Origin of the sequence: Pseudomonas sp. CH235 (genome assembly GCF_004368175.1) — a bacterium.
Lineage (GTDB): Bacteria > Pseudomonadota > Gammaproteobacteria > Pseudomonadales > Pseudomonadaceae > Aquipseudomonas > Aquipseudomonas paraglycinae.
In genome coordinates, this window is record NZ_RRZJ01000031.1 from 1 (window position 1) to 25800 (window position 25800).

Here is a 25800-nt window from a genome sequence, read left to right on the forward strand (position 1 = left end):
CATCGCCTACGGTTTGCTTCGCTGCACCTCCTCTCGATGCATGCGGCTTCGCCGCACGGTCGCTGCGCTCCCACCCCCGGATAAATCCCTCCACTCAGCCTTCCGATGGGGCCGGCACGTCAAAAGCGGTACTCGAGCTAACGCTCATCGTGTTGAGTGGTGGGAAGCCAAAGCAGAGACGGAATGTGTGCTTTTTTAAAACCCGAATTCACCTCGGTGTGTCATATCGGCGTACTTCTCCCAAACAACTCGGTCGGTCCCCTCTCCCTTGGGAGAGGGCTAGGGTGAGGGGTTGGCGCCCTCCGTATTCCCCCATTTTTCAGGCCGGCCAAATCAATTCGCCATCCGCCCCCCCGCCAGACTCCCACTCATCTCATAAGCCGCCAACTCCGCCTGATGCCCCGCCAATATCTCTGGCAACGATCCACGCAGGTATTCAACCCAGGTCTTGATCTTCGCATCCAGATACTGCCGCGACGGGTAGATCGCGTACAGGTTCAGTTCCTGCGAGCGGTAGTTGGGCATGACCCGCACCAGCGAGCCATTGCGCAAGCCTTCAATCGCGGCGTACACCGGCAAAACACCGACACCCATGCCACTGGTGATCGCGCTTTTCATCGCGTCGGCGGAGTTCACCAGGAAGGGGGAGCTGTTGATGGTGACCATTTCCTGGCCGTCAGGGCCGTCGAAGGCCCATTTTTCCAGGGGGATCACCGGGCTCACCAGGCGCAGGCAGGCGTGGTTCAGCAGGTCGCTGGGTTTTTGTGCACAGCCGTTGGCTTTTACGTAGGCCGGGGAGGCGCAGACGATGCTGTAGGTGATGCCCAGGCGTTGCGAGACGAAGCCCGAGTCCGGCAGTTCGCGGGCGAGGACGATGGACACGTCGTAGCCTTCGTCGAGCAGGTCCGGCACGCGGTTGGCCATGGTCAGGTCGAAGGTCACGTCGGGGTGGGTCTTGCGGTAGCGGGCAATGGCGTCGATCACGAAGTGCTGGCCGATACCGGTCATGGTGTGCACTTTCAACTGTCCGGCCGGGCGGGCGTGGGCTTCGCTGGCTTCGGCTTCGGCCTCTTCGACGTAGGCGAGGATCTGCTCGCAGCGCAGCAGGTAGCGCTTGCCGGCTTCGGTGAGGGCGATCCGGCGGGTCGTGCGGTTGAGCAAGCGGGTTTGCAGGTGGGCCTCAAGGTTGGAGACCGCGCGCGAGACGTTGGCGGTGGTGGTGTCGAGTTGCACGGCGGCGGCGGTGAAGCTGCCGGCTTCGGCTACACAACTGAAGGCGCGCATGTTTTGCAAAGTGTCCATGGGGTGCTCTCAAGGGAGATGGCAAATTGTGACACGAAGTTTCAGGGGCTGAGACCCCCGACCAAGGGATTATCTCGTTAACGGTAACAAAGATTCACAGGATTCCCAGCTTATCGCCGTCATGGCACCCCCCTAGAATTGCGCCCACCTCGAAACATCTCCCACCTCAGGAATTCGCAGCAGTGCCGCGTCGCATCAACAGAGCGCTTTTGCCGCTCAGTGTTCTGGCTCTTTCGTTAGGTCTCGGCGGCTGCATTGGAACCGGAGGAATTGCCCCGCAGGGCAAGGCTCTGGAGGCCAATGAACTGGCCACCGACGAGGCCATCGCCCACGCCGCCCGTGACGCAAACTGGCCCACCGCCCAATGGTGGCAAGTCTACGGTGACCCGCAACTCAATCGCTGGATCGACCTTGCCGTGCAAGGCAGCCCGACCCTGGCCATGGCCGCCGCGCGCGTGCGTCAGGCCCGGTCACTGGCCGGTGTCGCCGAAGCCGCCGAGTCGTTGCAGATCAATGGCGAGTCGACCCTCAAGCGCCACAACTGGCCGACCGACCAGTTCTACGGTCCCGGTGAGCTGGCCAACAGCACCACCTGGGACAACAACGCCGCGCTGGGTTTCAGTTATGCCCTCGACCTCTGGGGGCGTGAAAGCAACAGCACCGAGCGGGCCGTCGATCTGGCGCACATGAGCGCGGCCGAGGCGCGTCAGGCGCAGCTCGAATTGCAGAACAACATCGTGCGCGCCTACATCGAGCTGTCGCTGCATTACGCCCAGCGCGACATCGTGGCGGCGACGCTCAAGCAGCAACAGCAGATTCTCGAGCTGGCGCAGAAACGCCTGAACGGCGGAATTGGTACGCACTTTGAAGTCAGCCAGGCCGAAACCCCGCTGCCGGAAACCCATCGGCAACTGGATGCACTGGACGAAGAGATCGCTCTGAGCCGCAACCAGATCGCGGCATTGGCCGGCAAAGGCCCGGGCGCCGGTGCGCAGTTGCAGCGTCCGACCCTGTCCCTCGGCGCGGCGTTGAAACTGCCGTCGGCATTGCCCGCCGAACTGCTCGGCCAGCGTCCCGACGTGGTCGCCAGTCGCTGGCAAGTGGCGGCGCAGGCGCGCGGGATCGAGGTCGCGCATGCCGGGTTCTACCCCAACGTCGATCTGGTCGGCAGCCTCGGCTACATGGCCACCGGCGGCGGGGCGCTGGAGTTCCTGACCGGCAAGAAGCTCAACTACAACGTCGGGCCGGCGATCTCGCTGCCGATCTTCGACGGCGGGCGACTGCGTGCCGAACTGGGCGAAGCCTCGGCGGGTTATGACATCGCCGTCGCGCATTACAACCAGACACTGGTCAATGCGCTGAAGAACATCTCGGACCAGTTGATCCGCCGCGAGTCGATGGACAAGCAGCAGACGTTCGCCGCCGAATCGGTGGCCACCGCGCAGAAGACTTACGACATCGCGATGATCGCCTACCAGCGCGGCCTCACCGATTACCTCAACGTGCTTAACGCCCAGACCCTGCTGTTCAAACAGCAGCAGGTCGAGCAGCAGGTGCAGGCGGCGCGCTTGAGCGCCCATGCGGAACTGGTGACGGCATTGGGTGGTGGCCTTGGTGCGGGTAAAGACGTACCGACAGCCGAGCAGACCGCTGCACCGAAAACCCCGGCCCTTCTTCAAGCCCTCGACCACTGAGCAAGACTTAATGACTCCCTTGCCCGCACCTTTGCGCTGGCTCTACTCCCTGGAATGGCGCCGGGGTTTCTTCGACTGGGCGCGCAGCGATGGCGTGACCTGGGTCTACATCTTCAAGGTGTTGATTGCCGCGTTCCTGACCCTGTGGCTGGCGATGCGCCTGGAATTGCCGCAACCGCGCACGGCGATGATCACCGTGTTCATCGTCATGCAGCCGCAAAGCGGTCAGGTGTTCGCCAAGAGTTTCTATCGCTTCCTCGGCACTCTGGCCGGGTCGGCGATGATGGTCACGCTGATTTCGCTGTTCGCCCAGAACACCGAACTGTTTCTCGGTTCGCTGGCGATCTGGGTCGGCATCTGCTCGGCCGGCGCCGCCCGCTGCCGCAACTTTCGCGCCTACGGTTTTGTGCTGGCCGGATACACCGCCGCGATGGTCGGTCTGCCGGCGCTGGCCCATCCTGACGGTGCGTTCATGGCGGCGGTGTGGCGGGTGCTGGAAATCTCGCTGGGTATTCTCTGTTCGACCCTGGTCAGTGCCGCGTTCCTGCCGCAAACCGCCAGCGCCGCGATGCGCAACGCCTTGTATCAGCGCTTCGGTGTGTTCGCGTTGTTCGTCACCGATGGCCTGCGCGGGCGCAGCAAACCGGAGTCGTTCGAGGCCAGCAACGTACGCTTCATCGCCGAAGCGGTAGGGCTGGAAGGGCTGCGCAGCGTGACCGTGTTCGAAGACCCGCACATGCGTCGACGCAACGGCCGGCTCAGTCGCCTGAACAGCGAGTTCATGGGCATCACCACCCGTTTCAACGCCTTGCACCAGTTGCTCGAACGCCTGCGCAACAACGGTGCCGATCATGTGGAAGCGGCGATCAAACCGGGCCTGCAGGACTTGGCCGAAGTGCTCGACGGCTTCAGTGGCCGCGCCCTGACCAGCCCGGATGCGGCGCGTCTGGTGCTGGCGCTGGCGGCGTACAAGGAAGGCTTGCCGGCGCGGGTGCGCAGTCTGCGGGCGATCTTCCAGGAGAGTGAACCGAGCGACGCCGAGCAACTGGATTTCCACACCGCGTATGAGCTGCTCTATCGCTTCGTCGACGACCTGCACAGTTATGCACAGACCCACGCGTCGCTGGCCGATCACAGCCACGAACGCGAGCGCTGGGACGAGCCGTTCACTCCGCAAACCAGTTGGTGGGCCGCAGCGGCTTCGGGGATTCGTGCGTCATTCATCCTGATCGTGCTTGGCAGTTACTGGGTCGCTACTGCGTGGCCGAGCGGCGCGACCATGACCCTGATCGCCGCGGCCACCGTGGGCCTTTCGGCGGCGACACCGAACCCGAAACGCATGGCCTTCCAGATGGCCTGCGGCACGTTCCTCGGGGCGTTGATCGGCTTCGTCGAGATGTTTTTCATCTTCCCGTGGATCGACGGTTTTCCGCTGCTGTGCATGATGCTCGCGCCGGTGATCGTGCTTGGATCGTTCCTCGCTTCGCGGCCGCAATACGCCGGTGTCGGCCTCGGGCTGCTGATTTTTTTCAGTACCGGTTCGGTGCCGGACAACCTGACGATCTACAACCCCTACACCTTCATCAACGACTACATCGCCATGGTCATGGGCATGCTGGTCTGCGCAGCGGCGGGCGCGATCATTCTGCCGCCGAACAGCCGCTGGTTGTGGCAGCGCCTGGAGCAGGACCTGCGCGGGCAAGTGGTGTACGCGATCAGCGGCAAACTCAAGGGCCTGGCGTCGAGTTTCGAAAGCCGTACCCGCGACCTGATGCATCAGGCTTATGGGCTGGCGGCCGGTCAGCCGCAGGTGCAGAAAAACCTGCTGCGCTGGATGTTCGTGGTGCTGGAAGTCGGCCACGCGATCATCGAGTTGCGCAAGGAACAGGCGATCCTGCCGGTGCATCCGGCGTATGCCGAATCCCAGCCATGGCGCCAGGCAATCCGGGTCATGGGGCGCTCGCTGGTGCGGCTGTTCCTGCAACCGAATTCGAGCAATCTCGAACGCGCGCTGGTCGCGGTCGATCACGCGATCAGCCGTGTCGCCGCCACCGACGAGCCGTTCGCACCGCACTTCGATACCTCGGCACTGCGGCGGGTGAAAAGCTACCTGCACTTCATCCGCACCTCATTGCTCGACCCGCAATCGCCCCTTGCTGCCTACGCCATCGCCAAGCCCGAAGGACTTGCCCATGCCTCGTGAAATCGCCTTCCACGGCGTGTACATGCCGACCATGACCCTGATGTTTTTCGTCGCTGCGGCACTGGCCTGGGCGCTGGACCGGTTTCTGTCGGGGTTCGATCTGTATCGCTTCTTCTGGCACCCGGCGCTACTGCGCCTGAGCCTGTTTACCTGTCTGTTCGGCGCGATGGCGCTGACTGTCTACCGTTGAGAACGTTCTGATGAAAAAGTTTTTCAGCCTGCTCGCGACCCTGCTGGTGCTGGCCCTGGCGTTGTGGATCGGCCGCACGTTGTGGGAGCACTACATGAACACGCCGTGGACCCGCGACGGCCGGGTCCGCGCCGACATCATCAACGTCGCGGCCGACGTCACCGGTGAAGTGGTCGACGTGCCGGTGCACGACAACCAGTTGGTGAAGAAAGGTGATCTGCTGATGCAGATCGACCCCGAGCACTATCGCCTGGCGGTGAAACAGGCGCAGTCGCTGGTCGCTTCGCGCAAGGCCACGTGGGAGATGCGCAAGGTCAACGCCCATCGCCGCGCCGACCTCGACAACCTGGTGATCTCCAAGGAAAACCGCGACGACGCCAGCAACATCGCCGACTCGGCGCTGGCCGATTACCAACAGGCCCAGGCACAACTGGAAGCCGCCGAACTCAACCTCAAGCGCACCGAAGTGCGGGCGGCGGTGGACGGCTACGTGACCAACCTTAACGTCCATCGCGGCGATTACGCCCGCATCGGCGAAGCGAAAATGGCTGTGGTCGACATGAACTCGTTCTGGGTCTACGGCTTCTTCGAAGAAACCAAACTGCCCCACGTGCGCGTCGGCGATAAAGCCGACATGCAGCTGATGAGCGGCGAAGTCCTCAAGGGCCACGTGGAAAGTATTTCCCGCGGCATCTACGACCGCGACAACCCGGAAAGCCGCGAGCTGATCGCCGATGTGAACCCGACCTTCAACTGGGTGCGTCTGGCCCAACGGGTGCCGGTGCGGATACACATCGATGAAGTGCCGGAAGGTGTGTTGCTGGCGGCGGGGATTACCTGCACCGTTGTTGTGAAGCAGGACACTGTCGAATGATTCGTTGGCGAGGGAGCAGGCTCCCTCGCCATAACCGGACGGTGTCAGCCCTGGCAAAACGTCTCGTGCAGATGCCGCCAGATCACCCGCCCGGATTCGGCTTTTTCAAACACCACGGTTGAACGCCGATCCGTGTGCAATCCGCTCGCATCGGTCTGCTGTTCGCGATAACTCACTGTCGCGCCGCGTTCATGCAAGGCAATTCCTTGAAGCTCGCCGAGCTCGATCCTGAACCCGCTCTTCTTGCCGCCCGCCATTTGAAACAGCGCACGCAAGGCCTCGAAATCCAGCACTCGCCCCAGTGGCGTCACCATGGAAAACCGGGGCGAAAACCGCGTCAGCAATCGCTCCAGTGCGGCCTCTTCTTCCTCCACGGCAAACCATCGTTCGATGGCCTCATGGGCCTGGATCACTTCGTCAAAATAGTCGGCGTAGTCAGTCATGTGGATTTTTCCTGAAGGTGAGATGAGCGCAGAAGGGCGAGTAATTTTGTCGAGTCGAAACGCAGCACGGCGGCCATCGGCAACAGCGTGAGCAGTGCAGCGGCGAGAAAGCAGTATTTGAAACCGTTGGCCCCCAACGCGCCCAACAATGAGCTGAGCAGCGCCGCGCCGAGGCAGAAACCGAGTTGGCGGTTGATATTCCACAGAGCGCTGGAGTGGCCCATTTTTTCCGGCGTGATACCGACAAACGCCAGGGTCTGCGCGGTGACGCTGCACAGACTGCCGCCCAACCCCATCAGGGCATAGGCGAGGATCAGCGGGCCGTTGGCGGGTTGATCGATCTGCATCAGCACGACGATGCCAAGGCATTGCAGCAGCATGCCGGCGATCAGCAATGGCTTGGGGCCGATCCGGTTGAAGCTGCGTTTACCCAGCATGATCGCCACGCCCGAAGCCGCCGCCCAGGACAGCATCAGCGCCCCGGTTTGTGCTGCACCGAAACCGAGGTCGTGCAGGTACAACACGGCGATCATGTTGGTGCCGGTAAAGATGCCGGGCACGAACAGATAGATCAGCATCGCCAGGCGCAATGATGGGTTCCTGATCAGTTGCAGATCAAGGACTGCACCCGGTTTGTTCCAGCCATCGCGCAGGTAGATCCAAAAGGTTATGGCACTGAGCAGCAGGACACCCATCGAGAGATGTCGGGTAGCGGATTCACTCGCCAGACTCACCGCAATCAATAACAGACTCAACGCAGACACGGCCAGCAGCAGACCGCGGGCGTCCAGTGTCGGGCGCTCACTCGCTGTCTGATCCGCTTTCAACCAGAGCAGGCCAAGACCGAAAGCGAAAAGCGCCACCGGCATGTTCAGGTAGAAAATCCAGCGCCACGACAGCGCCTCGACGATCAGACCACCCGCCGCCGGCGACAGGGCCGGCACCATCAGCGCCACCAGCAAAACCACGCCAGTGAAGTGTGCACGTTGTGTTGCCGGAAACTCCCGATAGGCCAGCGCCTGACCAACCGGAAGCAGCAACCCGCCACCCAACCCTTGCAGCAGTCGCCAGCCGATCAGGCTTTCAATCGACCCCGCCTGAGCGATAAGCCCGGAGGCAATCCCGAACACCAGCAGCGAACCGAGGATCAGCCGCCGCTCGCCAACCTTTGCCGCCAGCCAAACGCTCATCGGAATGATCAGCGTCAGCCCGAGCATGTAGGCGTTGGTAATCCACGCCAGTTGCGTCACCGAGGCCTGCAACTGCGCGGCAATGTCCGGGTAGGCAATGCTCGCGGCGAACATGTTCAGCAGGTCGAGGGCGAACCCCAACAGATACACCAGCGCGACTTTCGAGCGATAGGCCATGGCAGCTTCCCTGTGATGAGGCGTGCAGGGTAGGGCGTTGGTGGCGATAGAAATACGCTGGTTTGGCTGCTAGTTTGTCAAAATAATTTTGACAGGGGGCGCTGCGAAAATGGTCAGCCTGGATCGATTCGATACCTTCAAGGCCGTGGTCGAGGCCGGCTCGCTGACCGCCGCCGCTGACACGCTGGGGCAGACGCGGGCGGTGGTGAGCTTCAACCTCAAACGTCTTGAGGAAGAGTTGGGCGTCACCTTGCTCACCCGTAACACCCGGCAACTGGCCCTGACCGATGCCGGCGAACGTTTTTATCGGCGCTGCCTGCGCACGCTGGACGAAGCACGGTTGGCAATCGAGGAAGCACGTTCGGAGCACTCGCAACTCAAGGGCACCCTGCGCATCACCACGACCGTGGAGTTCGCGCTGGCTCAGGTGGTGCCGGCGCTTGAGGTGTTTCGACAGCAACAGCCGCAACTGAACATTCACCTGTCCACGTCCTCGACCCATGCCGATCTGATCTCCGAACGCTTTGACATGGCGATTCGCCTGGGACGCATGCACGACTCCAATCTGCGGGCGGTGCAGTTGTCGACGTTCGAGGTGTTTGCCGTGGCGGCGCCGGGGCTGGTCGAGCGATTTGTGCCGGTCGATACGCTGGCGGTGCTGGAGTCGATGCCGACGCTGGGGCATGGGCGAGTGCCGGAAATGACGGTCAGTGACCCGGCCGGCACCGAGCATGTCTACGAGCCGAAACCGGGAAACACTGCCATTGTTGCCGACAACTCCGCGACCCTGCGTGCCTTTGCACTGACCGGGCAAGGCGTCGCGATTCTGCCGCAGTGGCTGATTCAGGAAGACCTCGATGCCGGGCGATTACAGCGTTTGCTGCCGGATTACCGCTTCGCCCAGCAAGGGGTATACGCGTTGTACCCGGACACCCGGCACCTGCCGTTGAAGGTGCGGGCGTTCATTGATTTCATGAAGGGCTGGGGGTGAAGCTCTGCGGTGTCTGCACTGGCGCCATCGCGGGCAAGCCACGCTCCCACAAGTTTAGCGGGGCACTCAGATATCCAGTACGACACGAAAACCTGTGGGAGCGGGCTTGCCCGCGATGGGGCTGACGCGGTTTCAGAGTTGCCCGCGCAAGCCGAAGCGCTTCATCAACGTCGATTCCAGCAACCCTTTCGGCAGCAACGTCGCCAGCAGCGGCAACGCCCGGCTGCCATTGCCGATGCGGATCAGGCGTGGCGGCTTGCTCTGCTGCACAGCCTTGAGCAACTCGGCGGCAAAGTCGCTGGCCGGCGTCGGTTTGTCCTGCGAGGCCTTGGCCCGCGCCCGAATGCCTTCACGCAACGGAAACCACGGCGATTGTTCGTTGATCAGTTGTTCGGCTTCATGCCCGGCATTCTTGGCGAAGCTCGATTGAATCGCCCCCGGCTGCACTTCCAGCACGCGAATCCCGAACGGCGCCAGCTCCATGCGCAACGCATCGCTCAACGCGTGTACCGCCGCTTTCGACGCGCAATAGGCGCCGGCGAACGGGGTGACCAAAACTCCGGAGACGCTGCCGACATTCACCACCAGTCCCTTCGCCCGGCGCAGCACCGGGAACAGCGCACGGGTCACGCCGACAATCGAAAACACGTTGGTTTCAAACTGGCGCTGCATGGCCGGAACGCCGCCGTCGAGCAGCGGCCCCATGGCGCCGTAACCGGCGTTGTTGATCAGTACATCGAGGCCGCCATGTTGCTGGTTGATCCGTTCGGCGAGTTGTTCCAGCGCCGCGCTGTCATTGACGTCGAGCTGCACCGCCGTGAACCCGGCCGCGGCGAGTGCCGCGACATCTTCAGCCTTGCGCGCACTGGCCCAGACCTCGTAGCCGGCGCCTTTGAAGGCATCGGCGAGGGCGCGGCCGATGCCGCTGGAACAACCGGTAATCAACGCAACGGGCATGGCGCATTCCTTGTGCAAAGTGTGAGGGGAGGGATCAGTCGGAGAAACTACCCTGCAATCGCTCGGCGCGAAACTCCAGGGTCTGCGGGCGATAACCGGGACGCAACGGCGGCATCGGCAGACAGTCTTCCCAGTTGCCGCCGGGCTGCAATTCACCGGGGCCGCGATAGCGCGGGGCGGCGTATTGGTTGTCGGCCAGGTTCACGGTGTCGCCCGGCGCGTACGCCGCGATGCGCCAGCGCAGTTCGGTCAGCGGCACGTCGTTGCCGTTGTTCATCTTGAGCAGCAGCGGGCGGTCGGCGGGGCAGTGTTCGGGGGCATAGACGATGCGCAGTTCCAGGCGCGCCAGTTGCTTGACCTCGCGGTTGTCCAGCCACACCACCCACATCGCCACCAACCCGAGGCCAACGGCGGCGGCCATGGACACCGGCAAGGCCTTGGCCGGGTAGCGCAACAGCAGGATCAGCCAGGTGATGACCAGCAAGACGCCGATGAACATGTCGCGAAACCTCGTGGGCAGGGAAGGTTCATCCTACCTAAGCCTGGAGGCGGTTGGCGAAAAAAAAAGCCCCCGCCCAACCCGCTGCGGATAGGGGACGCAGCGGGCTGGACGGGGGACTTCTTGTTTTACGGAACGCTTACTGCGCGATGGTTTTCACCGACACGCCGCGTTCGATCGGGGTAGAGCGACCGTAGATATCTTCGAAGCGCTCGATATCGTCTTCGCCCAGGTACGAGCCCGACTGCACTTCGATGATTTCCAGCGGGATCTTGCCCGGGTTGCGCAGGCGATGCACCGAGGCGATCGGGATGTAGGTCGACTGGTTTTCAGTGAGCAGAAACACGTTCTCGTCGCAGGTCACTTCGGCGGTGCCGCTGACCACGATCCAGTGTTCGGCGCGGTGGTGGTGCATCTGCAGCGACAGGCATGCGCCCGGCTTGACCGAGATGTGCTTGACCTGGAAGCGGCCGCCCATGTCCACCGAGTCGTACGAGCCCCACGGACGGTACACCTCGCAGTGGTTCTGGGTTTCGCTGCGGCCCTGGGCGTTGAGGGTGTTGACCATCTGCTTGACGCCTTGGACCTTATCCTTGTGGGCGATCATCATGGCGTCCTTGGTTTCGACCACCACGATGTTTTCCAGACCGATCACCGACACCAGTTTGCCGTTGCCGTGGATCATGCAGTTTTTGCTGTCCTGGATCACCACGTCGCCCTTGCTGACGTTGCCGTTGGCGTCCTTCTCGTTGACTTCCCACAGCGACGACCAGCAGCCAACATCGCTCCAGCCGGCAGTCAGCGGCACCACGCAGGCGCGCTGGGTTTTTTCCATCACGGAATAGTCGATGGAGTTGTCCGGGCAGCAGGCGAAGGTGGCTTCGTCCAGGGTGACGGTGTCGGCATCCTGCTGGCTGCGCTCGAGGGTCAGCAGGCAGGTGTCGTAGATGTCCGGATCATGCTTTTTCAGCTCTTCGAGGAAGCGGCTGGCGCGGAACAGGAACATGCCGCTGTTCCAGTAGTAACCGCCGGACTCAACGTACTCGGTGGCGCGTTTGACGTCGGGTTTTTCCACGAAGTGCGAAACGCGGCTGACGCCTTCCGGCAGCAGCGAATCACCGGTGGACTTGATGTAGCCGTAACCGGTTTCCGGTTTGGTGGCCGGCACGCCGAACAGCACCATCTCGCCGTTTTCGGCGGCAACGGTGGCCAGAGCGAGGGCACGTTGCAGGGCTTTCTGGTCTTCCAGAACGTGGTCGGCCGGCAGCACCAGCATCAATTCGTCGCGACCTTCATTGACCAGCATCATCGCGGTCAGGGCCACGGCCGGCGCGGTGTTGCGACCGAACGGTTCCATCAGGATCCGCTGGCATTCCAGATTGCGGCTGGCCAACTGCTCGTTGACGATGAAGCGGTGATCCTTGTTGCAGACCACGATCGGGGTGTCCATGCCTTCGAACACCAGACGCTCGAGGGTTTGCTGGAACAGTGTGTGTTCGCCGGTCAGGGCGAGGAACTGCTTGGGAAACTGCTTGCGCGAAAGCGGCCAAAGACGTGAGCCGCTACCACCTGACAAGATCACCGGAATCATATTGTTTACTCCTAAAAATGCAGTTGGGAGCTGCAAGCTGCAAGCGGCGAGTTAGAAGCACTTCACTTGCAGCTTGAGGCTTGTAGCTGATAGCTCGAGCGATTAGCGAGTCGACACCGGGCGTTTCACCCAGACTGGCGACAGGTTGCTGCCGTTGCCGGTGACGTACAGCACGGCTGCTTCACCGCGCTCCAGGGCGACCGGTTTCACGTCGCCGACTTTCTTGTCGCCTTCGTACAGCGCCAGGCTGACTTTCACCGGGTTGATTTCACGCTCGCCACGGCCCTTGGCGGCCACGTTCGGCACCACGTCGGTCTTGCCGTCGGCGGTCTTCAGGGTCAGCGACTTGTCGCTGAGGTTCTGCACACGCACCAGGGATTTCTGCTTGTTCTTGAACGGCGGTTCTTCGATCAGTTGCGGCGCGCCGGAAGCGTTGTTGACCAGGGTGTAGTAGTGGTCACCGGCGAGTTTCACCGGCAGGGTCTGGCTGCCGACCTTGGCGCTGTAGTCGCCGCCCGGCATGAAGCTGAAGTCGCTGCTGGCCAGCGGCGCGACGTCGCTCAGATTGGTGCTGCCGACGGTGGCGCTGACTTCAGCGTTGCTGGCGTTGTAGACGCGCACGAAGGTCGAGCCTTTCGGTGCAGTCGGGCCGTACAGCGCAGCGTCGCCACCGGCGAAGGCCTGGACCGACAGCACGCTCAGACCGGCAACCAGAGCGAAGCGTTTGGCGAGACGACGAGGAGTTGTAGTGAAAGTCATGGTGTTACCTCTCTTTCAGTTTTGCGCCCGATCGGGCGTCTCGGATTTAGTGTTGATGGCTACGTTTTGTTGGCGAGCACCGGCTTGTTTAAGCTCTGCGACCCACTGCGGGTCGGCGTCGCCGATTTCGTTGTTCACAGGCAGATATCGTTCAGGAAACTCCCAGATCAGCACCTGTGGCGGGCTGTTCTTGAAGTCATCGCTTTTCAGGTAGCTGAGCATCGGCAGGATCGGGCCGTGGCCATCTTCTGCGTAATTGACCACGTCGCTGTGCAGCGCTTGCTTGAGCGCCCCGACGAAGTTCCAGTTCGGGTTGGCGCTGTAGCTGGTGCCGATCAGGGCCACCGGCACTTCGCTGTTGGCGAACAGGGCGTCGTCCCCGGCAGGCTGCTCGACGGCTACGGTGTTGCGCTTTTGCAGCGGTTCCTTGGCCGGCATCAGGTTTTCGAACAGCGGATCCAGCGGCAGGAACAGACGCAGGTCGCCCTTGTGTGTGACCTTCTCCGCCGGGGTGGTGACGAAACGCTGCGGCTCGCCGCTGAGCGGGAACTTGTCGGCGATGGTCTTGGCCAGGGTGTTGGCGGCGATTTCCGCGCCTTCAGGGGTCCAGTGGGTGTCGGTGCGCAGGAACACTTGCTGACCGTTTTGCTTGGCCGCTTGCAGCGGGCCGAGCAGGTCGGGGGCGAGGATCTTGTCCGCCGCGACACGGGCATGGAAGTCTTGATAGAGGTTGGCGTGGATGCTTGCCGGTTTCACTTCACCCAGGTGTTCCGGGTACAGGCGAGCCTTGGCCGGCACGATCGCCATCACCAGTTTCACGCCTTTCTCTTTCAGGGTCTGGCGCACGCCTTCGACCAGCGCGTAGTTGCCTTGCAGGTTCAGCTCTTCGTTGACGATCGGGTTGAATTCCTCATCGCTGTACAACCACTGATCGCGACCGAGCACCACGCCCGGACGACCTTCGTTGAACAGTTTGAAATCCAGCGCGGCCCAGAGATTGGTGCCCAGACGCTTGATCGGGAATTCGTCGTCGTAGTGGGTTTCCACGGCTTTGGTCCAGCGACCGTTGAGCACCGTCGCATCGGCGTTGGTGCTGAAGCCGAAGAAGCTGCGCACCGACCACAGACCGAGCACCAGCAGGGTCACCAGAAACAGTGCGATGTAGAAGATGCGTAATGAGCGGGTCATGTCAGATCCCTCAGAACTGGAAGTAAAGGAACGGCGAGAAGCTTTGCGCCGAGAGTTTGAGAATCGAGGCGATGAACAGCAGCAGGATCAGTCCGCGCATCACGTAGCGCGACCAGTCCGCGGTCCAGTAGGCCGGTTGCACCTGGGCTTCGACGCCGACGGTGTAGCCAGGCTCGTGGATGCTCGCCGGGTTTTCGCCCGGGGCTGCCTTGATCATTCCCGGAGTCGCTGTGGCCGGGCCATTGGCCTCGACGTTGACCTCAGGTTTGCTCTTGGCAGGCGGCTGATTGGTGTACAGATCGCGCAGGCCGAAAAACGCCAGAGTCACGTAAGCCACAACCAGGGTCGCGACTTGGAGGCCGGTGAGGCTGGCCTGATTGAGTTCCGACAGCGACCAGTCGCCGAAGCTGAACATCGCGCCGTACATGCGGCCGGCAACGTGCAGGTTCTCGGCGCGGAAGATCACCCAGCCCATGACCACCAGCAGGAAGGTCAGCGCCCAGCGAATCGGATTGAGGCTGCGCGGCGCGGTGTTGAGGCCGAGCATTTTTTCGATCGCCAGCCACATGCCGTGCCACGCACCCCAGACGATGTAGGTGATGTTCGCGCCGTGCCACAGACCACCGAGCAGCATGGTCAGGAACAGGTTGCGATAGGTCATCAGCGTGCCTTTACGGTTGCCGCCGAGGGTGATGTACAGGTAGTCACGCAGCCAGGTCGACAGGCTGATGTGCCAGCGGCGCCAGAACTCGGTAATCGACTGGCTGATGTACGGCTGCTTGAAGTTTTCCATGAAGCGGAAACCCATCATCAGGCCCAGGCCGATGGCCATGTCGCTGTAACCGGAGAAGTCGAAATACAGCTGTGCGGTGTAGGCCAGCGCGCCGAGCCAGGCATCGCCCGTGGTCGGGTTTTGCAGGGCGAAGCAATGGTCGGCCACCACGGCGAGGGTGTCGGCGATGAAGACCTTCTTGATGAAACCCTGCATGAACCGCGTGCAGCCCTCGGAGAACTTGTCGAGGGTGTGAGTGCGGTTGTTGAACTGATCGGCCAGGTCACGGAAGCGCAGCACGGGGCCGGCGATCAGGTGCGGGAAGATCGCCACGAACGCTGCAAAGTCGATCAGGTTGCGGGTGGCCGGAGTGTCGCCGCGGTAGACGTCGATGATGTAGCTGATCGACTCGAAGATGTAGAACGAGATACCGATCGGCAACAGTACGTGGGTCAGGATGAACGGCTCAAGTCCCATCGAGGTCATGATCGCGTTGATGCTGTCGACGCCGAAGTTGGCGTACTTGAAGTAGCCGAGGATGCACAGGTCCACCGCCACGCCGAGCAACAGCCAGCGCTGGGCCGGTTTGCTGCGCACGCCGGCGGCGCCGACTTTCAGGCCGATCCAGTAGTTCCACAGGGTGACGCCGGCGAACAGCGCCAGGAAGTCCACCCGCCACCACGCGTAGAACACGTAGCTGGCGATCAGCAGCAGCAGGTTGCGATAGCGTTGCCCGCTCAGGTAGTACAAGCCGAGAAAGATCGGCAAGAACAGAAACAGGAACACGTTGGATGAAAATACCATCCCGATCTCTCCATGTTTGAACCAACAGTCAAGGGCCAAAGCCCCCCCAACCCCCCCGTGATGTTGGAGGGGTGAAACGGTGTTTCTTCGACGGTTGTGGGTGGCCTTGCGACCGCAGCCCTCACCCCCCGCCCTCTCCCGGAGGGAGAGGGAGCCTGATCTCGGTTGTTGCCAAAATTGAGATCGGCTCGGTCTTTCCTATTGCAGCCAATGGCCCCTTGTTTCGATCGCTTTCAAAACCTGAGAACCACTCGGTAGCTCAGGTCGGCGGATCTCTCAAAAGCACCTCGGTCAGTCCCCTCTCCCTCCGGGCGGTCCGACGTTTCGGGAGGGCTAGGGTGAGGGGCTTTTGCCTTTCGCTTTTCACGATCCCTTGTTGCCCTTTTCATGGGACGGGTCGTAGACCTTGGTCAGGTCGCCGCCGAGGCGGAAGGTCTTGAACGGCTGCATGCCATGCTTTTTCTCGATCACATCCGGCGGGCAGGTGTAGAGGGTGCAGAACGGTTCCAGCCAGGCGAATTTCATGTCCTGTTTCAGGTCGGTCATGTCCTGCTCTTTGCCGTTCTTCTTCTCGAACTGATCCGGGTCTTTCACCCCGGCCAGCACCCGGTCACCCAGACGTTTCAGCGCGCCGTTGTTTTCCTGACGCAGATCCACACCGTTGACCTGGGCGAAACTGGCGATCATCGCCAGCGGCGGCAGGGCGTAGTTGTGATAGGCGAGGGCGCGTTGCTGGCGCTTGAGTTCGTTCGGCAGGAAACCGTCGGCATCGACTTGATTGACGCCGACCTTGTATTCCTTGACTGCCCAATCGAACAGGTCGCGGCGGTTGGTCGCGACCGACGTCGCCATCACCGACCAGGCTGCCCAGTACGAGTGGTTGTTGGTTTTTTCCAGCGGCAGGTTGTCCCAGTCGCTGACCACCTGATCGGCCATTTTGCTGAACCAGGCTTCGATCACCTGGGCTTCCTGCTGGTGCTGGGCCAGCGGATGGGAGTCGGAGAACTTCAGGCGAATGTACGAAGAGGCCATGCTGCCCAGCGCCCATTTGCGCATCGACTTGCCGGTGTGGTTGAAATCCTTCGACATCAACGCATCGGCCTTGGCCCAGGCAGTCAACCAATTCAGCGTGCAATCGAGCTGTTCCGGACGACCGTCGCGCATGAACTGCATCACCCGTTTGGCAGTGCCGCGCTCAAGTGTGGTGATGTCTTTGGTGGTGTCGCGAAAGGCTTTTTCCGACTGCACGTTCAGCGTCGCGCGGGCCTTGTCCGAGCCTTCGTATTTGCTGCGAAATTGCAGTGGCCCGGTGTAGGGCGTCGGCATTGCATCGCAGCCTTCGCTCTTGTCGCCGGTCTTGAATTTATCCACAGGCGCGAAGTAGCCCTGTGGCGGACGCAGTGGTGCGGCGGCCTGCGCAGTGCCGGCGAAGATCGCCAGCCCGAGCAGCGTCGGCGCCAGAAGAGTTTTCAGTTTCGGATTTCGCATAGCAGACCTCATTGCCCGACCTGAGCGGTTTGTGGCCCAGCGCCCGGGAATACGTTGCGTTTGCAGATTTTCGCTTCGACTTTCTGTGGCGCGGTGCCCGCTTCCGGGCCCTGGACTTCGACCGCCAGCAGGTTTTGCGAGGCCCAGTCTTCGTCCGTGCGCAACTCAAAGGCGAAACGACCGTCGGTGTCGGAGGTTTCCGGTTTCTCGATCTTGATGTCCTCGTGGCGACCGTTCATGTACCAGAGGGTGGCTTGCAGGGTTTTCACCGAGGTGTCGGCGAAGCGGATGTCGACCTGATGGCTGCTGTTCTGCAGGTTCAGGTTCTTGCTGTTGACCAGCAGTTCTTGTTTGCCGCCCGGCTTGAGCGTGGTGCTGGCGGACATTTGCGCCTCTTTGCCTTCGCAGCCGTTGTCGAGCAGCGCCATCATCTGGCGATAGATGGTTTCCTGGTCGAGGCGGTACAGCGGCGAGAATTCCCAGATGAGGATTTTCGGCGGCGTCTTCTGGAATTCGTCGCTGCCCAGGTACTGCAGCATCGAACCTTCCAGACCGCCGCCGGGGAAGGCGACGTTGAGAATGTCGGCGCCGATGGCTTCTTCAAGGAAGCCGGCGAAGTTGTAGTTCTTGCCGCTGTGCGACGTACCCACGAGGGTAATCTGCGGATTGCCGGAATCACCGAACAGGTCGCCGTCACCCGCTTCGCCCTTAGGCTCGGTGGTGAACTGGTCCATGTACTGGATCGCGTAACTGGTGCCGCACAGTTGCCCGGCCATGTTGTGCAGGGTGCCGGTCTTGCCCATGCGTCCGGAGCGTTTGGTTTCGAACTCACGCTTGGGAATGTCGGCGAAGGCCGGGATCTGCTTGACCTTCTCGGCGACGATTTTCGCCGTGCGCTGGGCACCGTACGGCGTCCAGTGCTGGTCACCACGAAAGTAGAAGTCGTGGGCGGGCAGGGTGTCCGGCAGCGACTCGTTGGTCAGCGGCGACAGGTCTGGCACCACGTAACCCATCTTGGCGAAACGGCCGAGCATGGTCTTGTAATTACCCAGTGCTTTCTCGTAATCGAACGCGGCTTTTTCCGCCGGGTTGAGCTTGTTGCGGTTCACCAGACCACGGGTTGGCTGGTAGACGATCACCAGTTCGACGCCTTTGGCCTTGAACGCATCGTGCAGCTGTTGCAGGCGTTTGTAGCCGGCCGGGGTGGTGTTGAACTCGGTGCGCAAATCTTCCTGGGTCCGGAACAGCCAGTCGCCCTGCGCCTGCACCAGAGTGGTGAAGTTCTGCTGGTAGCGGGTGGTGTAGTTCTTCGCGTCGTGGGCGGCCGGGCACAGGCTGCAGCACGGCTCGGCGGTGAACGTCGGCGCTTTCACTTCGTCCGCGCGGGCGCCGTTGCTGGCCGCCAGAATGCCCACGGTCAGGGCCGACAGGCTGAGTAATTTGATCAGGTGTGGGTGCATAAAATTATCCTCAGTCCTGCAATTCGGTCTGGCGTTCGACAGGGTCGATCAGCACGGCTTTCTGCTGGCGCACCAGCAGGTCGAGAATTTCATCCTGGCGCTCGCCGAGGATGCCGTTGAAGCTGATGCCGCTGGATTTGGTCGGCGCCAGCATCGACACGCGATACAGCTCGACACTCAACGGCGAATCGATCGACAGCGGGCCGCTGCCATTGGCCGCCAGTTCACCGCCGACCACGATCAGCGAGACCTGGGCGTCGAACGGGTCGAGCTTGATGTCACGGTCGGTGTCGGTCAGATCCTTGATGTGCCCGTAGACGCCGGTCAGGCCGTTGGCCATGGCGACGTTTTCGTAGAGGCGGATGTTCACGCTGTTACGAATGCGGATGCCGTGGCGCTTGTTGCTGATGACCTTGTTGCCCCACAGCAGGTTGTCGGCGGACTCGTAGAGGGTGATGCCGTCGGTGTGGTTCTTGTAGATCTCGTTGTAGGCAATGATGTTGTTGACGCTGTTACGGTCGATCACCAGGCCCGAGAGGTGGTTGTCGTAGCTTTTGTTGTTGAAGATGAAGCTGTCGTTCACTTCACGGGAAATGATGATCCCGTGCTTCTTCTTCGTGCCGTACACCGTGTTCTCGGCAATGATCAGACCGTGGGAACGGTCGTGCGGGTCGATGCCGTAGACGATGTTGTCCTTGTAGGTGTTGCCCTTGACCACGAAGTCGCGGGTCTCGTAGCAGTAGAAGCCGTACCACATGTCCGAGAACTCGGAGCCGACGATCCAGCCGGTCGGCTCGGGACGCTTGAGCACCTTGGCCATGTTCGGCGTGTACTGGGAAATACTCACGCCGTAGGACTTACTGTTGGCGTAGCCGAAGCTGGCCATCTTGCTGTTGACGATGTAGGTCTCGGTGCCACCCCAGGCCAGCAGGAACGGCCGGAATTCCTTCGGCGAACGGAAGGTTGCCGGGCCGTTGTCCTTCTCGCGCCAGCCGGTGACCTTGGTGTCACGCACGAACAGCTGTCCGTCGTTGACCAGGAACGAACCGGCCTCCTGGGACAGGCGCAACTCCTGGGTCTGGCCGTCGATTTCGAGGATGCCTTTGCGGCCGACCACGATCGGCAGCTTGGCCAGATACACGCCTGGCGAGGTTTCGCTGAAGTACTGCTTGGGCAGTTTCTGCGCCAGCTCTTTCAGGTTCATGTAGCCGTCGTCGACGAAGATCGCCTGCGGGATGCCGTGCTGACGCACTACCCATTCGGCCATCTTGTTGTCGCCGCCGATGAAGTCCTTCAGGGCGTCTTCCTGCATCATCCGGCGCACGCTGATCTTGCCCGGTTTGCTGCGCACGATTTTCGCGGCGGCGGCTTCGGCGGTGTAGCCGGAGAGGTCGGGCAATTTCGGCTTGGCCAGTTCCAGCGCTTCGGTCGGCGCGCTGCTGACGGTGTAGGTCTTGGCCTGTTGCAGCTCCTTGGCGGTGGTCGCGGGTTTGGCCGGTTCCACACTGGCGAAGGCGCCGGCCGAGGCCAGCAGCATCGCGCCGGCCAGCAGGCTGAGTGAGCCTTTGCGGGCACTGTTCATGTCGGGCACTCCCTTGGCGGTTTGCATCAGAAGCGCCAGATCACGTCGATGAACGCGCGGTGCATGTACGAATCGACCTGGCTGCCATAGGCATCACCCGGCTTGAACACACCGCCACGGAAACGTACCAGCGCCGACGGCTCGTCGATCGACTGGCTCAGCGCTGCCGGCAGCAAGCCTTGCTTGAAGTACTTGGTGACCACCAGATCCATTTCCTGGCCCAGATCCTTGTTGCCGTCCTGCAGTGGCAGCGAGGTGCTGGAGAGGATCGCGCCGGTGACGTCGTCGGTGTTGTTTTCCACGGCGTTGATGCCGTTGCTGCCCACCGGCTTGTTGCCGTCCACGCGCCAGAACTTGTGGTAGATCAGGCTGGCGTCGTACTGGTCGTTGAGCATCCACGAACCGAACAGGGTGGCGGTCTGCATGTTGTTCATTTCGCCACGGAAGGCTTCGCCGAATCGGTGTACGCGGGAGCGAGTACCGGTGTAGTTCGAGCGGTTGCTTTCCAGGCCGTTCTGTTCGTAATCGGCGCTGGCACGGGCATATGCCGCACCGACCTGCCATTGCGGATCGAGGCGCAGACGCACACCGATGTCGGTGGCCCAGCCGTCGACGTTGTCACTGCGCTTGGCTTGCGCCGGACGAGTGCCATCGGCGTTGAGGGCGTTGACCGTGTCGCGGTCGCCGCTCATGCCGGTGATGCTGCCCCAGTAGTTGACGGTGTTGGTGTTGCGCCAGTTATAGGCGTCGCTGTCGGCGGTCAGGCCGAGCCAGCTGATGTCGCCGTTTTCTTTCTTGTCCAGCGAATCGCCGGCCACGCCTGGCTCCGGATAGTCGAGCTTGCCGTCGTCATGGGTGTGGTGGCCGCGAATGCCGACCCAGTTGCCCGGCGTCCACTGGTAAGCGGCATCGGCGTAGGCGTGCAGGCGATCCTTGTCTTTCGGCGCCAGCTCTTTCAAGTCGGTGCGGTATTCGCTGAAGCGTTCGGCGACACCGGCGTTGGCCCGCAACAGGGTGGTGTCGAAGGTCCAGTTCAGCGCTTCGATGTTGGTGTCGCGCCACTGGCCGTCGTCGTTGCGCAGACGCTGGCGACCGAACTTGAGGATCTCGCCGGGGTAGGGCGTCAGGCCGCTGTAGCCGACCCAGAACTCGCGCATCGCCAGGTAGTTTTTCTTGGTCTTGCGGTCGCCGTTGTCGGTGGTCTGGGTGCCGTCGCTGTCGGACTGCTGCAGGGTGTCGGTCTCGATGATGTCGGTCGAGGTTACGGCCTGGCCCATGGCGTACGCGCTCCACGCGCCGCTTTCGCCGTAGACCCACGGACGCAGGTCGAGGCCGACACCGTTGACGTCGCCGCCGCTGGCGGTGCCGAGGTCGCGGTCGTCTTCGGACTGGCCGGTGATTTTCACCTCGAGGCCGAAGTTCTTCGATTCAGTCATCGCGGCCAGGGTCGGGCAAGACCAGATCAGCGCGAACGTGAGGCCAATGCCGGCCTTCACAAAGGGATTCAATTTCATAATTTTTCCTCGCCGTCTTCTTCTTGCAGGGCGTGCAGTTGCAGCGTGTTCTGGCTCAGGGCGCCACGGGTCGCCTGTTCCTGTTGCAGCAGACGCCGGGCTTCGGCCAGGCGCTCGGGCGGCAGTTGCGCGGCGAGGGTGGTCGCCAGCTCATCGGCTTGCGGAGTGTTTTGGGCTTTGGCCAACTGGCTGAACACGTAAGCGTTGACTGGGTCGGGCTTGGTGCCCTTGCCTTGGGAAAACAGCTGGGCGATGGCGAAGTCGGCGCTGTTCTGGCCGTTGCGCGCAGCGGTCAGGAGATGGTCGAGGGCCTTCTGTGGATAGACCTTGCCCAGGTAGCCACGGCGGTAGATCTGGCCGAGGTAGTAGTCGGCGGCGACTTCGCGGCCGACGGCTTTCTGGAAATGTTCCTCGGCGACTTTCGCGTCGGCCGGGACCAGTTTGCCTTCGTAGTAGAGCTTGCCCAGCAACAGCTCGGCGCGCGGCTGGTCGGCGGCGCGGCCGTTGTCCAGGTACTTCATCATCTGGTCGGTGTCGCCCAGTTCCGGGAAGTCGTAGAGCAGTTGCGCGAGGGTGACCCACGACGCCGGGTAGCCTGGAGCGATCGGTTCGAGCAGCGACTGCGCGGTTTTTTCGTCGGTCTTGCCCAGGGTCGAATCGGCCAGCACACGGGCCACGGAATCCACCCGTTGAGCACTGACGGTGCCGCGGCTGTAACCGGCCTGCAGTTGTTTGATCAGTTCGGCCTGTTGCTCCGGCGCGCCACGTTTCTGATAGACCGTGGCCAGCTCGACGTAGCAGATGTCGGTGGTGTTGAGCGCGGCCTTGCAGATTTTTTCCACGTCATCCAGATGCTGGTCGTAAGTGCCCTGGGTGCGATACAGCAGCACCTGAGCGAGACCGGCTTCCGGGTAACCGGATTTGCGCCATTGATCGATCTGCTGCTGGGCGTTGATGTTCGGGAAGCTGTGCGGGAATTGCAGGTACAGCATCGCGAGCGGGATCAGCGTGTTGCCTTCGCCACTGGCGGCGGCTTTCTTCAGCAGGCTTTCGGCTTCCTGATGTTCGGCTTCGGTGGAGCCAGGCTTGGCCACCAGCAAGCGGCCGAGTCGGGCCTGGGCACGCGGCGAAACACTGGCGGCGGCGCGGTAGGTGGCTTCGGCCTGTTTCATCTGTTCCGGGTCGCGGCTGTCGACCTGAATATCGGCGAGGCCCACCTGGGCTTCGCTGTAACCCAGGTCGGCCAGCGCACGGTAGTTCTGCGCGGCGGTCGCGGTGTCACCGCGCTTGAGCGCTTCGTTGGCCAGACGCTGGTCGGGCAGGCCGGCGCAACCGGCCAGGGCGATTGCCATGGCCAGGGTCAGCGGGACCGGCAGGATTCTGATAGGGCTCGTCACGGGCATGTCCTCGACTTAAAGACCGGCAGCCATGGCTTTGTCGATCAGCCAGTTCAGGTTCGGACCACGGTCGCTGTTGACTTCCACCGGGCGGCCGGCGAAGCGGCTGTCCAGCGGCTCGTCAGGCTGGATCTGCACACGGATGTCGGAGGACAGGTCAGCGCTTTTCAGGCTGGTGCTGCTGACGATCTTGCCGGTGCGGGTCTTGTCTTCGCCGGCGATCTGGAAACTCACCGGGGTGCCCGGACGCACGTCGCCGAACTGGCGATAGGAGAAGCGCGCATCGACGGTGGCCTGGGTGTTGCGCGGCACCAGTTGGAAGATCACGTCGCCCTTGCTCGCGTATTGACCGTCGGCCACCAGTTGCTGGGCCACGGTGCAATCGCAGGGCGAGGTCAGGGTGCCGGTCATCTGCTTGCCGAACAGTTCTTCAACCTTGGCCGGGGACAGTTGATCTTCTTCCAGGTGACCTTTGAGTACGTCGAGCATGCTGGTGCTGAACGTCGCCAGCGGTGCGCCTTTTGCGGCGACGCCGTCGGACTTCACCAGGCTCTGTACGGTGCCGTCGCGCGGCATGGTGATGTTCATGCCCGGCACGCTGACCAGACCGGCCTGGGCGTGGCTGACGAAGTACATGCTGTACACCGATTTGAAAATGAAACCCGCCGCCACCAGGCCGACCGCGAAGATACCGGCGCTGAACGTCACCGCTTTCAGACGCCCGAACGGGGTCATGCCGGAGTCGCCGTCCTTGACCTTGCGGGCCTTGGTAAAGTTGTCGCGCTGCAGGGTCGCCAGCACTTCACCGATGCTGACGATGTCGCCGGCCAGGTGCGAAGTGATCAGGTGACGCAGGGTCGAAATGTCCTGCGGTTCAAGGTTCTGGAACTGGCAGCCAGCACGACCCGTCTGGCGGTCGAAGGAGCGCACTTGCAGTTCAACGTCCATGGCCAGGCCGAGGTTGTCGATGACGAACTGCAGACGCGCCTTGTACACCTCGCCGACGGTCAGCGGCAGTTGTCCGGCGTTGAACGCCAGACCACCGGCGGACAGGTCGAGGACCCGCGCTTCAACCGGAGTCCGGTCGGGGCCGAAGAAACGCAGCTTGGCCGGGATTTTCACACGGGCGTGCTGGCGCTGGGCTTCGGATTCATGCACTACGTTGGCGTTGACGGCGGTATTCATGGGGGCGATTTCCTTGTTAATTCAATAGGGGCAGGTCAGACCATCATCAGCAGCACGGCGACGAAAATGCTGCCGGCGGAGAAGGTCATGGTCCGAGACGACCAGGTGTTGAACCAACGTTGAAAGCTGGCGAGATCACGGGTCAGGGAAGTGGGTTGTCGGGTCCAGGATTGTTGGTCGAGGCGGAAGAACACGTAGATCTTCACCAGCGCGCCGACGATCTGGTTGTAATAGAGAATCGCCGGGTAGGCCGGACCGATCCGGTGGCCCGAGCAGGACAGCAACAGCGTCAGAATCAGACGGGTGATGCCGATCCACAGCAGGTAAACCAGGATGAACGCGGTGCCGTACTTGAAGCTGGCGATGATTGCCACGGTCAGGCCGAGCAAGGAGGTCCACATCGATACGCGCTGGTCGAACAGCACCACCGAGGTGAAGGCGCCGAGGCGTTTCACGCCCAGGCCCAGCGCTCGCGAGTTCTGCCGCAGGTTGTTGCCGTACCAGCGGAACATCAGTTTGCGGCTGGCCTTGATGAAGCTCTTTTCCGGCGGGTGTTCAACGGTGTTGATCGCGGCATCCGGCACGTAGAAGGTGTCGTAGCCCAGGCGCATCAGGCTGAACCAGCTCGACTTGTCGTCGCCGGTCAGGAACTTGAAACGGCCCAGACGCCAGTGTTGCAGCGAGTCGCTTTCAACGTCGGCGATGAATTCCGGGTTGGTGACCACGGTGGCGCGGAACACCGACATGCGCCCGGTCATGGTCAGCACGCGTTTGGACAGGGCCATCGAGCACATGTTGATGTGGCGCTGGGCGAAACGCAGCTTGTGCCATTCGCTCATGATGTAGCCGCCGCGCACTTCGCAAAATTCGTTGGTGGTCAGGCCGCCGACGTTGCCGAACATCTGGAACCACGGCACGGTTTTGCGCACGACGCCTTCGCCGAGCACGGTGTCGCCGTCGATCACGGCCACCACGGCGCGGTCGTCCGGCAGGTGACGGGAGATCGCGCGGAAACCATAGGCCAGGCCATCGCGTTTGCCGGTGCCGGGAATGCGCACGAAGTCGAGTTTCACCCGGTCTGGCGGATTCATCCGTGCCCACAGTGCCTTGACCAGCAGCTCATCGGACATTTCGACGATCGAGCAGACCACGGTGGTCGGCAGTTCGCAGTCGATGGCTTCGCGGATCACCGAGCTGTAGACCTGCGCGGTGGTCAACGCGTCGATGCGGAAACTGGTGACCATCAGAAACACATGGGACGGGTCCGCCGCTTTACCCAGCTTGCGAACCTTGCGGCGCAGGTGCGGGTAGACGATGTAGAGGAAAATCATGCCGCGCACAAAGTGCGTGGCACCCATCGAGTAGCGCCAGATACCTACGGCGCCAATCAGGAAAATGAAGTCCTTCGACTCGGAGTCGAACGTGGACGTGGGCAGCATCAGGGCCAGGCCCATCAGCAGGCTCAGAAACAAAAGCCAGCCGGCGGATTGCAGAAAAAAATGTTTGAGCTTGGACATGACCGTCATCCGAAGGTGATGGG

The 25800-nt window shown here is 62.0% G+C and carries 21 protein-coding genes; 5 read left to right on the plus strand and 16 right to left on the minus strand.

What is annotated here, in order from left to right; all coding sequences use genetic code 11:
• Positions 1-333: 333 nt before the first annotated feature.
• Complete coding sequence (locus EIY71_RS23815; protein ID WP_134023404.1) at positions 334-1302, minus strand: LysR family transcriptional regulator; 969 nt, start codon at positions 1300-1302, stop codon at positions 334-336.
• A 182-nt stretch (positions 1303-1484) separates the two neighbouring features.
• Here EIY71_RS23815 and EIY71_RS23820 point away from each other — a divergent pair, with 182 nt between their 5' ends.
• From EIY71_RS23820 to EIY71_RS23835, 4 genes are read left to right on the plus strand one after another with little or no spacing between them, the layout of a single operon-like run.
• Complete coding sequence (locus tag EIY71_RS23820) at positions 1485-2996, plus strand: efflux transporter outer membrane subunit (RefSeq protein ID WP_085746980.1); 1512 nt, start codon at positions 1485-1487, stop codon at positions 2994-2996.
• A 10-nt stretch (positions 2997-3006) separates the two neighbouring features.
• Entirely contained in the window at positions 3007-5199 is a 2193-nt protein-coding gene (locus EIY71_RS23825) for an FUSC family protein (RefSeq protein ID WP_134023406.1), read from the plus strand.
• The gene (locus EIY71_RS23830) at positions 5189-5389 is read left to right on the plus strand and encodes a DUF1656 domain-containing protein (RefSeq protein WP_003221811.1); all 201 of its coding nucleotides are present in this window, start codon (positions 5189-5191) and stop codon (positions 5387-5389) included. The genes EIY71_RS23825 and EIY71_RS23830 overlap by 11 nt, the downstream gene beginning before the upstream one ends.
• Before the next feature lie 10 nt (positions 5390-5399).
• The gene (locus EIY71_RS23835) at positions 5400-6263 is read left to right on the plus strand and encodes an HlyD family secretion protein (protein ID WP_134023408.1); all 864 of its coding nucleotides are present in this window, start codon (positions 5400-5402) and stop codon (positions 6261-6263) included.
• A gap of 44 nt (positions 6264-6307) precedes the next feature.
• On the opposite strand, the gene EIY71_RS23840 is transcribed toward EIY71_RS23835, so the two are convergent.
• Positions 6308-6706 (minus strand): DUF4440 domain-containing protein, encoded by a 399-nt coding sequence (locus EIY71_RS23840; protein WP_129972987.1) that lies wholly within the window; start codon positions 6704-6706, stop codon positions 6308-6310.
• Positions 6703-8073 (minus strand): MFS transporter, encoded by a 1371-nt coding sequence (locus EIY71_RS23845; RefSeq protein ID WP_134023410.1) that lies wholly within the window; start codon positions 8071-8073, stop codon positions 6703-6705. The genes EIY71_RS23840 and EIY71_RS23845 overlap by 4 nt, the downstream gene beginning before the upstream one ends.
• Before the next feature lie 109 nt (positions 8074-8182).
• Between EIY71_RS23845 and EIY71_RS23850 the strand changes: the two genes are divergently transcribed.
• Positions 8183-9064, plus strand: coding sequence for a LysR family transcriptional regulator (locus tag EIY71_RS23850; RefSeq protein WP_134023412.1), 882 nt, complete (start codon positions 8183-8185; stop codon positions 9062-9064).
• A gap of 132 nt (positions 9065-9196) precedes the next feature.
• On the opposite strand, the gene EIY71_RS23855 is transcribed toward EIY71_RS23850, so the two are convergent.
• The 13 genes from EIY71_RS23855 to alg8 all read right to left on the minus strand — a co-directional run bounded on the left by EIY71_RS23855 (position 9197) and on the right by alg8 (position 25777).
• Positions 9197-10021, minus strand: coding sequence for an SDR family oxidoreductase (locus EIY71_RS23855; protein WP_134023414.1), 825 nt, complete (start codon positions 10019-10021; stop codon positions 9197-9199).
• Positions 10022-10055: 34 nt separating this feature from the next.
• Positions 10056-10520 carry a hypothetical protein gene (locus EIY71_RS23860; RefSeq protein ID WP_007957299.1) on the minus strand — a complete coding sequence of 155 codons (465 nt, stop codon included), beginning with the start codon at positions 10518-10520 and terminating at the stop codon, positions 10056-10058.
• A 139-nt stretch (positions 10521-10659) separates the two neighbouring features.
• Positions 10660-12111 carry a mannose-1-phosphate guanylyltransferase/mannose-6-phosphate isomerase gene (locus tag EIY71_RS23865; protein WP_011332549.1) on the minus strand — a complete coding sequence of 484 codons (1452 nt, stop codon included), beginning with the start codon at positions 12109-12111 and terminating at the stop codon, positions 10660-10662.
• Positions 12112-12213: 102 nt separating this feature from the next.
• A complete protein-coding gene (locus tag EIY71_RS23870; protein WP_064593524.1) occupies positions 12214-12870 on the minus strand; it encodes an alginate O-acetyltransferase AlgF in 657 nt (218 codons plus the stop codon).
• A gap of 15 nt (positions 12871-12885) precedes the next feature.
• Positions 12886-14058: an alginate O-acetyltransferase gene (locus tag EIY71_RS23875; RefSeq protein WP_039769444.1), complete on the minus strand. Its 1173-nt coding sequence runs from the start codon at positions 14056-14058 to the stop codon at positions 12886-12888.
• A 10-nt stretch (positions 14059-14068) separates the two neighbouring features.
• On the minus strand, positions 14069-15634 hold the full coding sequence (locus EIY71_RS23880) for an MBOAT family protein (RefSeq protein WP_011332552.1): 1566 nt from the start codon (positions 15632-15634) through the stop codon (positions 14069-14071).
• Positions 15635-15997: 363 nt separating this feature from the next.
• Complete coding sequence (locus tag EIY71_RS23885; RefSeq protein ID WP_134023416.1) at positions 15998-17122, minus strand: mannuronate-specific alginate lyase; 1125 nt, start codon at positions 17120-17122, stop codon at positions 15998-16000.
• A gap of 8 nt (positions 17123-17130) precedes the next feature.
• On the minus strand, positions 17131-18582 hold the full coding sequence (locus EIY71_RS23890) for an alginate O-acetyltransferase (protein ID WP_134023418.1): 1452 nt from the start codon (positions 18580-18582) through the stop codon (positions 17131-17133).
• Between the two features lie 10 nt (positions 18583-18592).
• Positions 18593-20164 (minus strand): mannuronan 5-epimerase AlgG, encoded by a 1572-nt coding sequence (gene algG / locus EIY71_RS23895; RefSeq protein ID WP_134023420.1) that lies wholly within the window; start codon positions 20162-20164, stop codon positions 18593-18595.
• A gap of 26 nt (positions 20165-20190) precedes the next feature.
• On the minus strand, positions 20191-21678 hold the full coding sequence (locus EIY71_RS23900) for an alginate export family protein (RefSeq protein WP_007957309.1): 1488 nt from the start codon (positions 21676-21678) through the stop codon (positions 20191-20193).
• A complete protein-coding gene (gene algK, locus EIY71_RS23905) occupies positions 21675-23081 on the minus strand; it encodes an alginate biosynthesis TPR repeat lipoprotein AlgK (RefSeq protein WP_134023422.1) in 1407 nt (468 codons plus the stop codon). The genes EIY71_RS23900 and algK overlap by 4 nt, the downstream gene beginning before the upstream one ends.
• A gap of 9 nt (positions 23082-23090) precedes the next feature.
• On the minus strand, positions 23091-24260 hold the full coding sequence (locus EIY71_RS23910) for an alginate biosynthesis protein Alg44 (protein WP_102717124.1): 1170 nt from the start codon (positions 24258-24260) through the stop codon (positions 23091-23093).
• Positions 24261-24295: 35 nt separating this feature from the next.
• Positions 24296-25777, minus strand: coding sequence for a mannuronan synthase (alg8, locus tag EIY71_RS23915; RefSeq protein WP_163974069.1), 1482 nt, complete (start codon positions 25775-25777; stop codon positions 24296-24298).
• Positions 25778-25800 lie beyond the last annotated feature (23 nt).

Bases quoted from the DNA above. Each gene is read 5' to 3' on its own strand.
- alg8 (WP_163974069.1), bottom strand. From the start codon at position 25,777: ATGTCCAAGCTCAAACATTTTTTTCTGCAATCCGCCGGCTGGCTTTTG.
- EIY71_RS23850 (WP_134023412.1), top strand. From the start codon at position 8,183: ATGGTCAGCCTGGATCGATTCGATACCTTCAAGGCCGTGGTCGAGGCC.
- EIY71_RS23900 (WP_007957309.1), bottom strand. From the start codon at position 21,678: ATGAAATTGAATCCCTTTGTGAAGGCCGGCATTGGCCTCACGTTCGCG.
- EIY71_RS23815 (WP_134023404.1), bottom strand. From the start codon at position 1,302: ATGGACACTTTGCAAAACATGCGCGCCTTCAGTTGTGTAGCCGAAGCC.
- EIY71_RS23835 (WP_134023408.1), top strand. From the start codon at position 5,400: ATGAAAAAGTTTTTCAGCCTGCTCGCGACCCTGCTGGTGCTGGCCCTG.
- algG (WP_134023420.1), bottom strand. From the start codon at position 20,164: ATGAACAGTGCCCGCAAAGGCTCACTCAGCCTGCTGGCCGGCGCGATG.
- EIY71_RS23875 (WP_039769444.1), bottom strand. From the start codon at position 14,058: ATGACCCGCTCATTACGCATCTTCTACATCGCACTGTTTCTGGTGACC.
- algK (WP_134023422.1), bottom strand. From the start codon at position 23,081: ATGCCCGTGACGAGCCCTATCAGAATCCTGCCGGTCCCGCTGACCCTG.
- EIY71_RS23825 (WP_134023406.1), top strand. From the start codon at position 3,007: ATGACTCCCTTGCCCGCACCTTTGCGCTGGCTCTACTCCCTGGAATGG.
- EIY71_RS23855 (WP_134023414.1), bottom strand. From the start codon at position 10,021: ATGCCCGTTGCGTTGATTACCGGTTGTTCCAGCGGCATCGGCCGCGCC.
- EIY71_RS23860 (WP_007957299.1), bottom strand. From the start codon at position 10,520: ATGTTCATCGGCGTCTTGCTGGTCATCACCTGGCTGATCCTGCTGTTG.
- EIY71_RS23880 (WP_011332552.1), bottom strand. From the start codon at position 15,634: ATGGTATTTTCATCCAACGTGTTCCTGTTTCTGTTCTTGCCGATCTTT.
- EIY71_RS23885 (WP_134023416.1), bottom strand. From the start codon at position 17,122: ATGCGAAATCCGAAACTGAAAACTCTTCTGGCGCCGACGCTGCTCGGG.
- EIY71_RS23910 (WP_102717124.1), bottom strand. From the start codon at position 24,260: ATGAATACCGCCGTCAACGCCAACGTAGTGCATGAATCCGAAGCCCAG.
- EIY71_RS23865 (WP_011332549.1), bottom strand. From the start codon at position 12,111: ATGATTCCGGTGATCTTGTCAGGTGGTAGCGGCTCACGTCTTTGGCCG.
- EIY71_RS23845 (WP_134023410.1), bottom strand. From the start codon at position 8,073: ATGGCCTATCGCTCGAAAGTCGCGCTGGTGTATCTGTTGGGGTTCGCC.
- EIY71_RS23840 (WP_129972987.1), bottom strand. From the start codon at position 6,706: ATGACTGACTACGCCGACTATTTTGACGAAGTGATCCAGGCCCATGAG.
- EIY71_RS23830 (WP_003221811.1), top strand. From the start codon at position 5,189: ATGCCTCGTGAAATCGCCTTCCACGGCGTGTACATGCCGACCATGACC.
- EIY71_RS23870 (WP_064593524.1), bottom strand. From the start codon at position 12,870: ATGACTTTCACTACAACTCCTCGTCGTCTCGCCAAACGCTTCGCTCTG.
- EIY71_RS23890 (WP_134023418.1), bottom strand. From the start codon at position 18,582: ATGCACCCACACCTGATCAAATTACTCAGCCTGTCGGCCCTGACCGTG.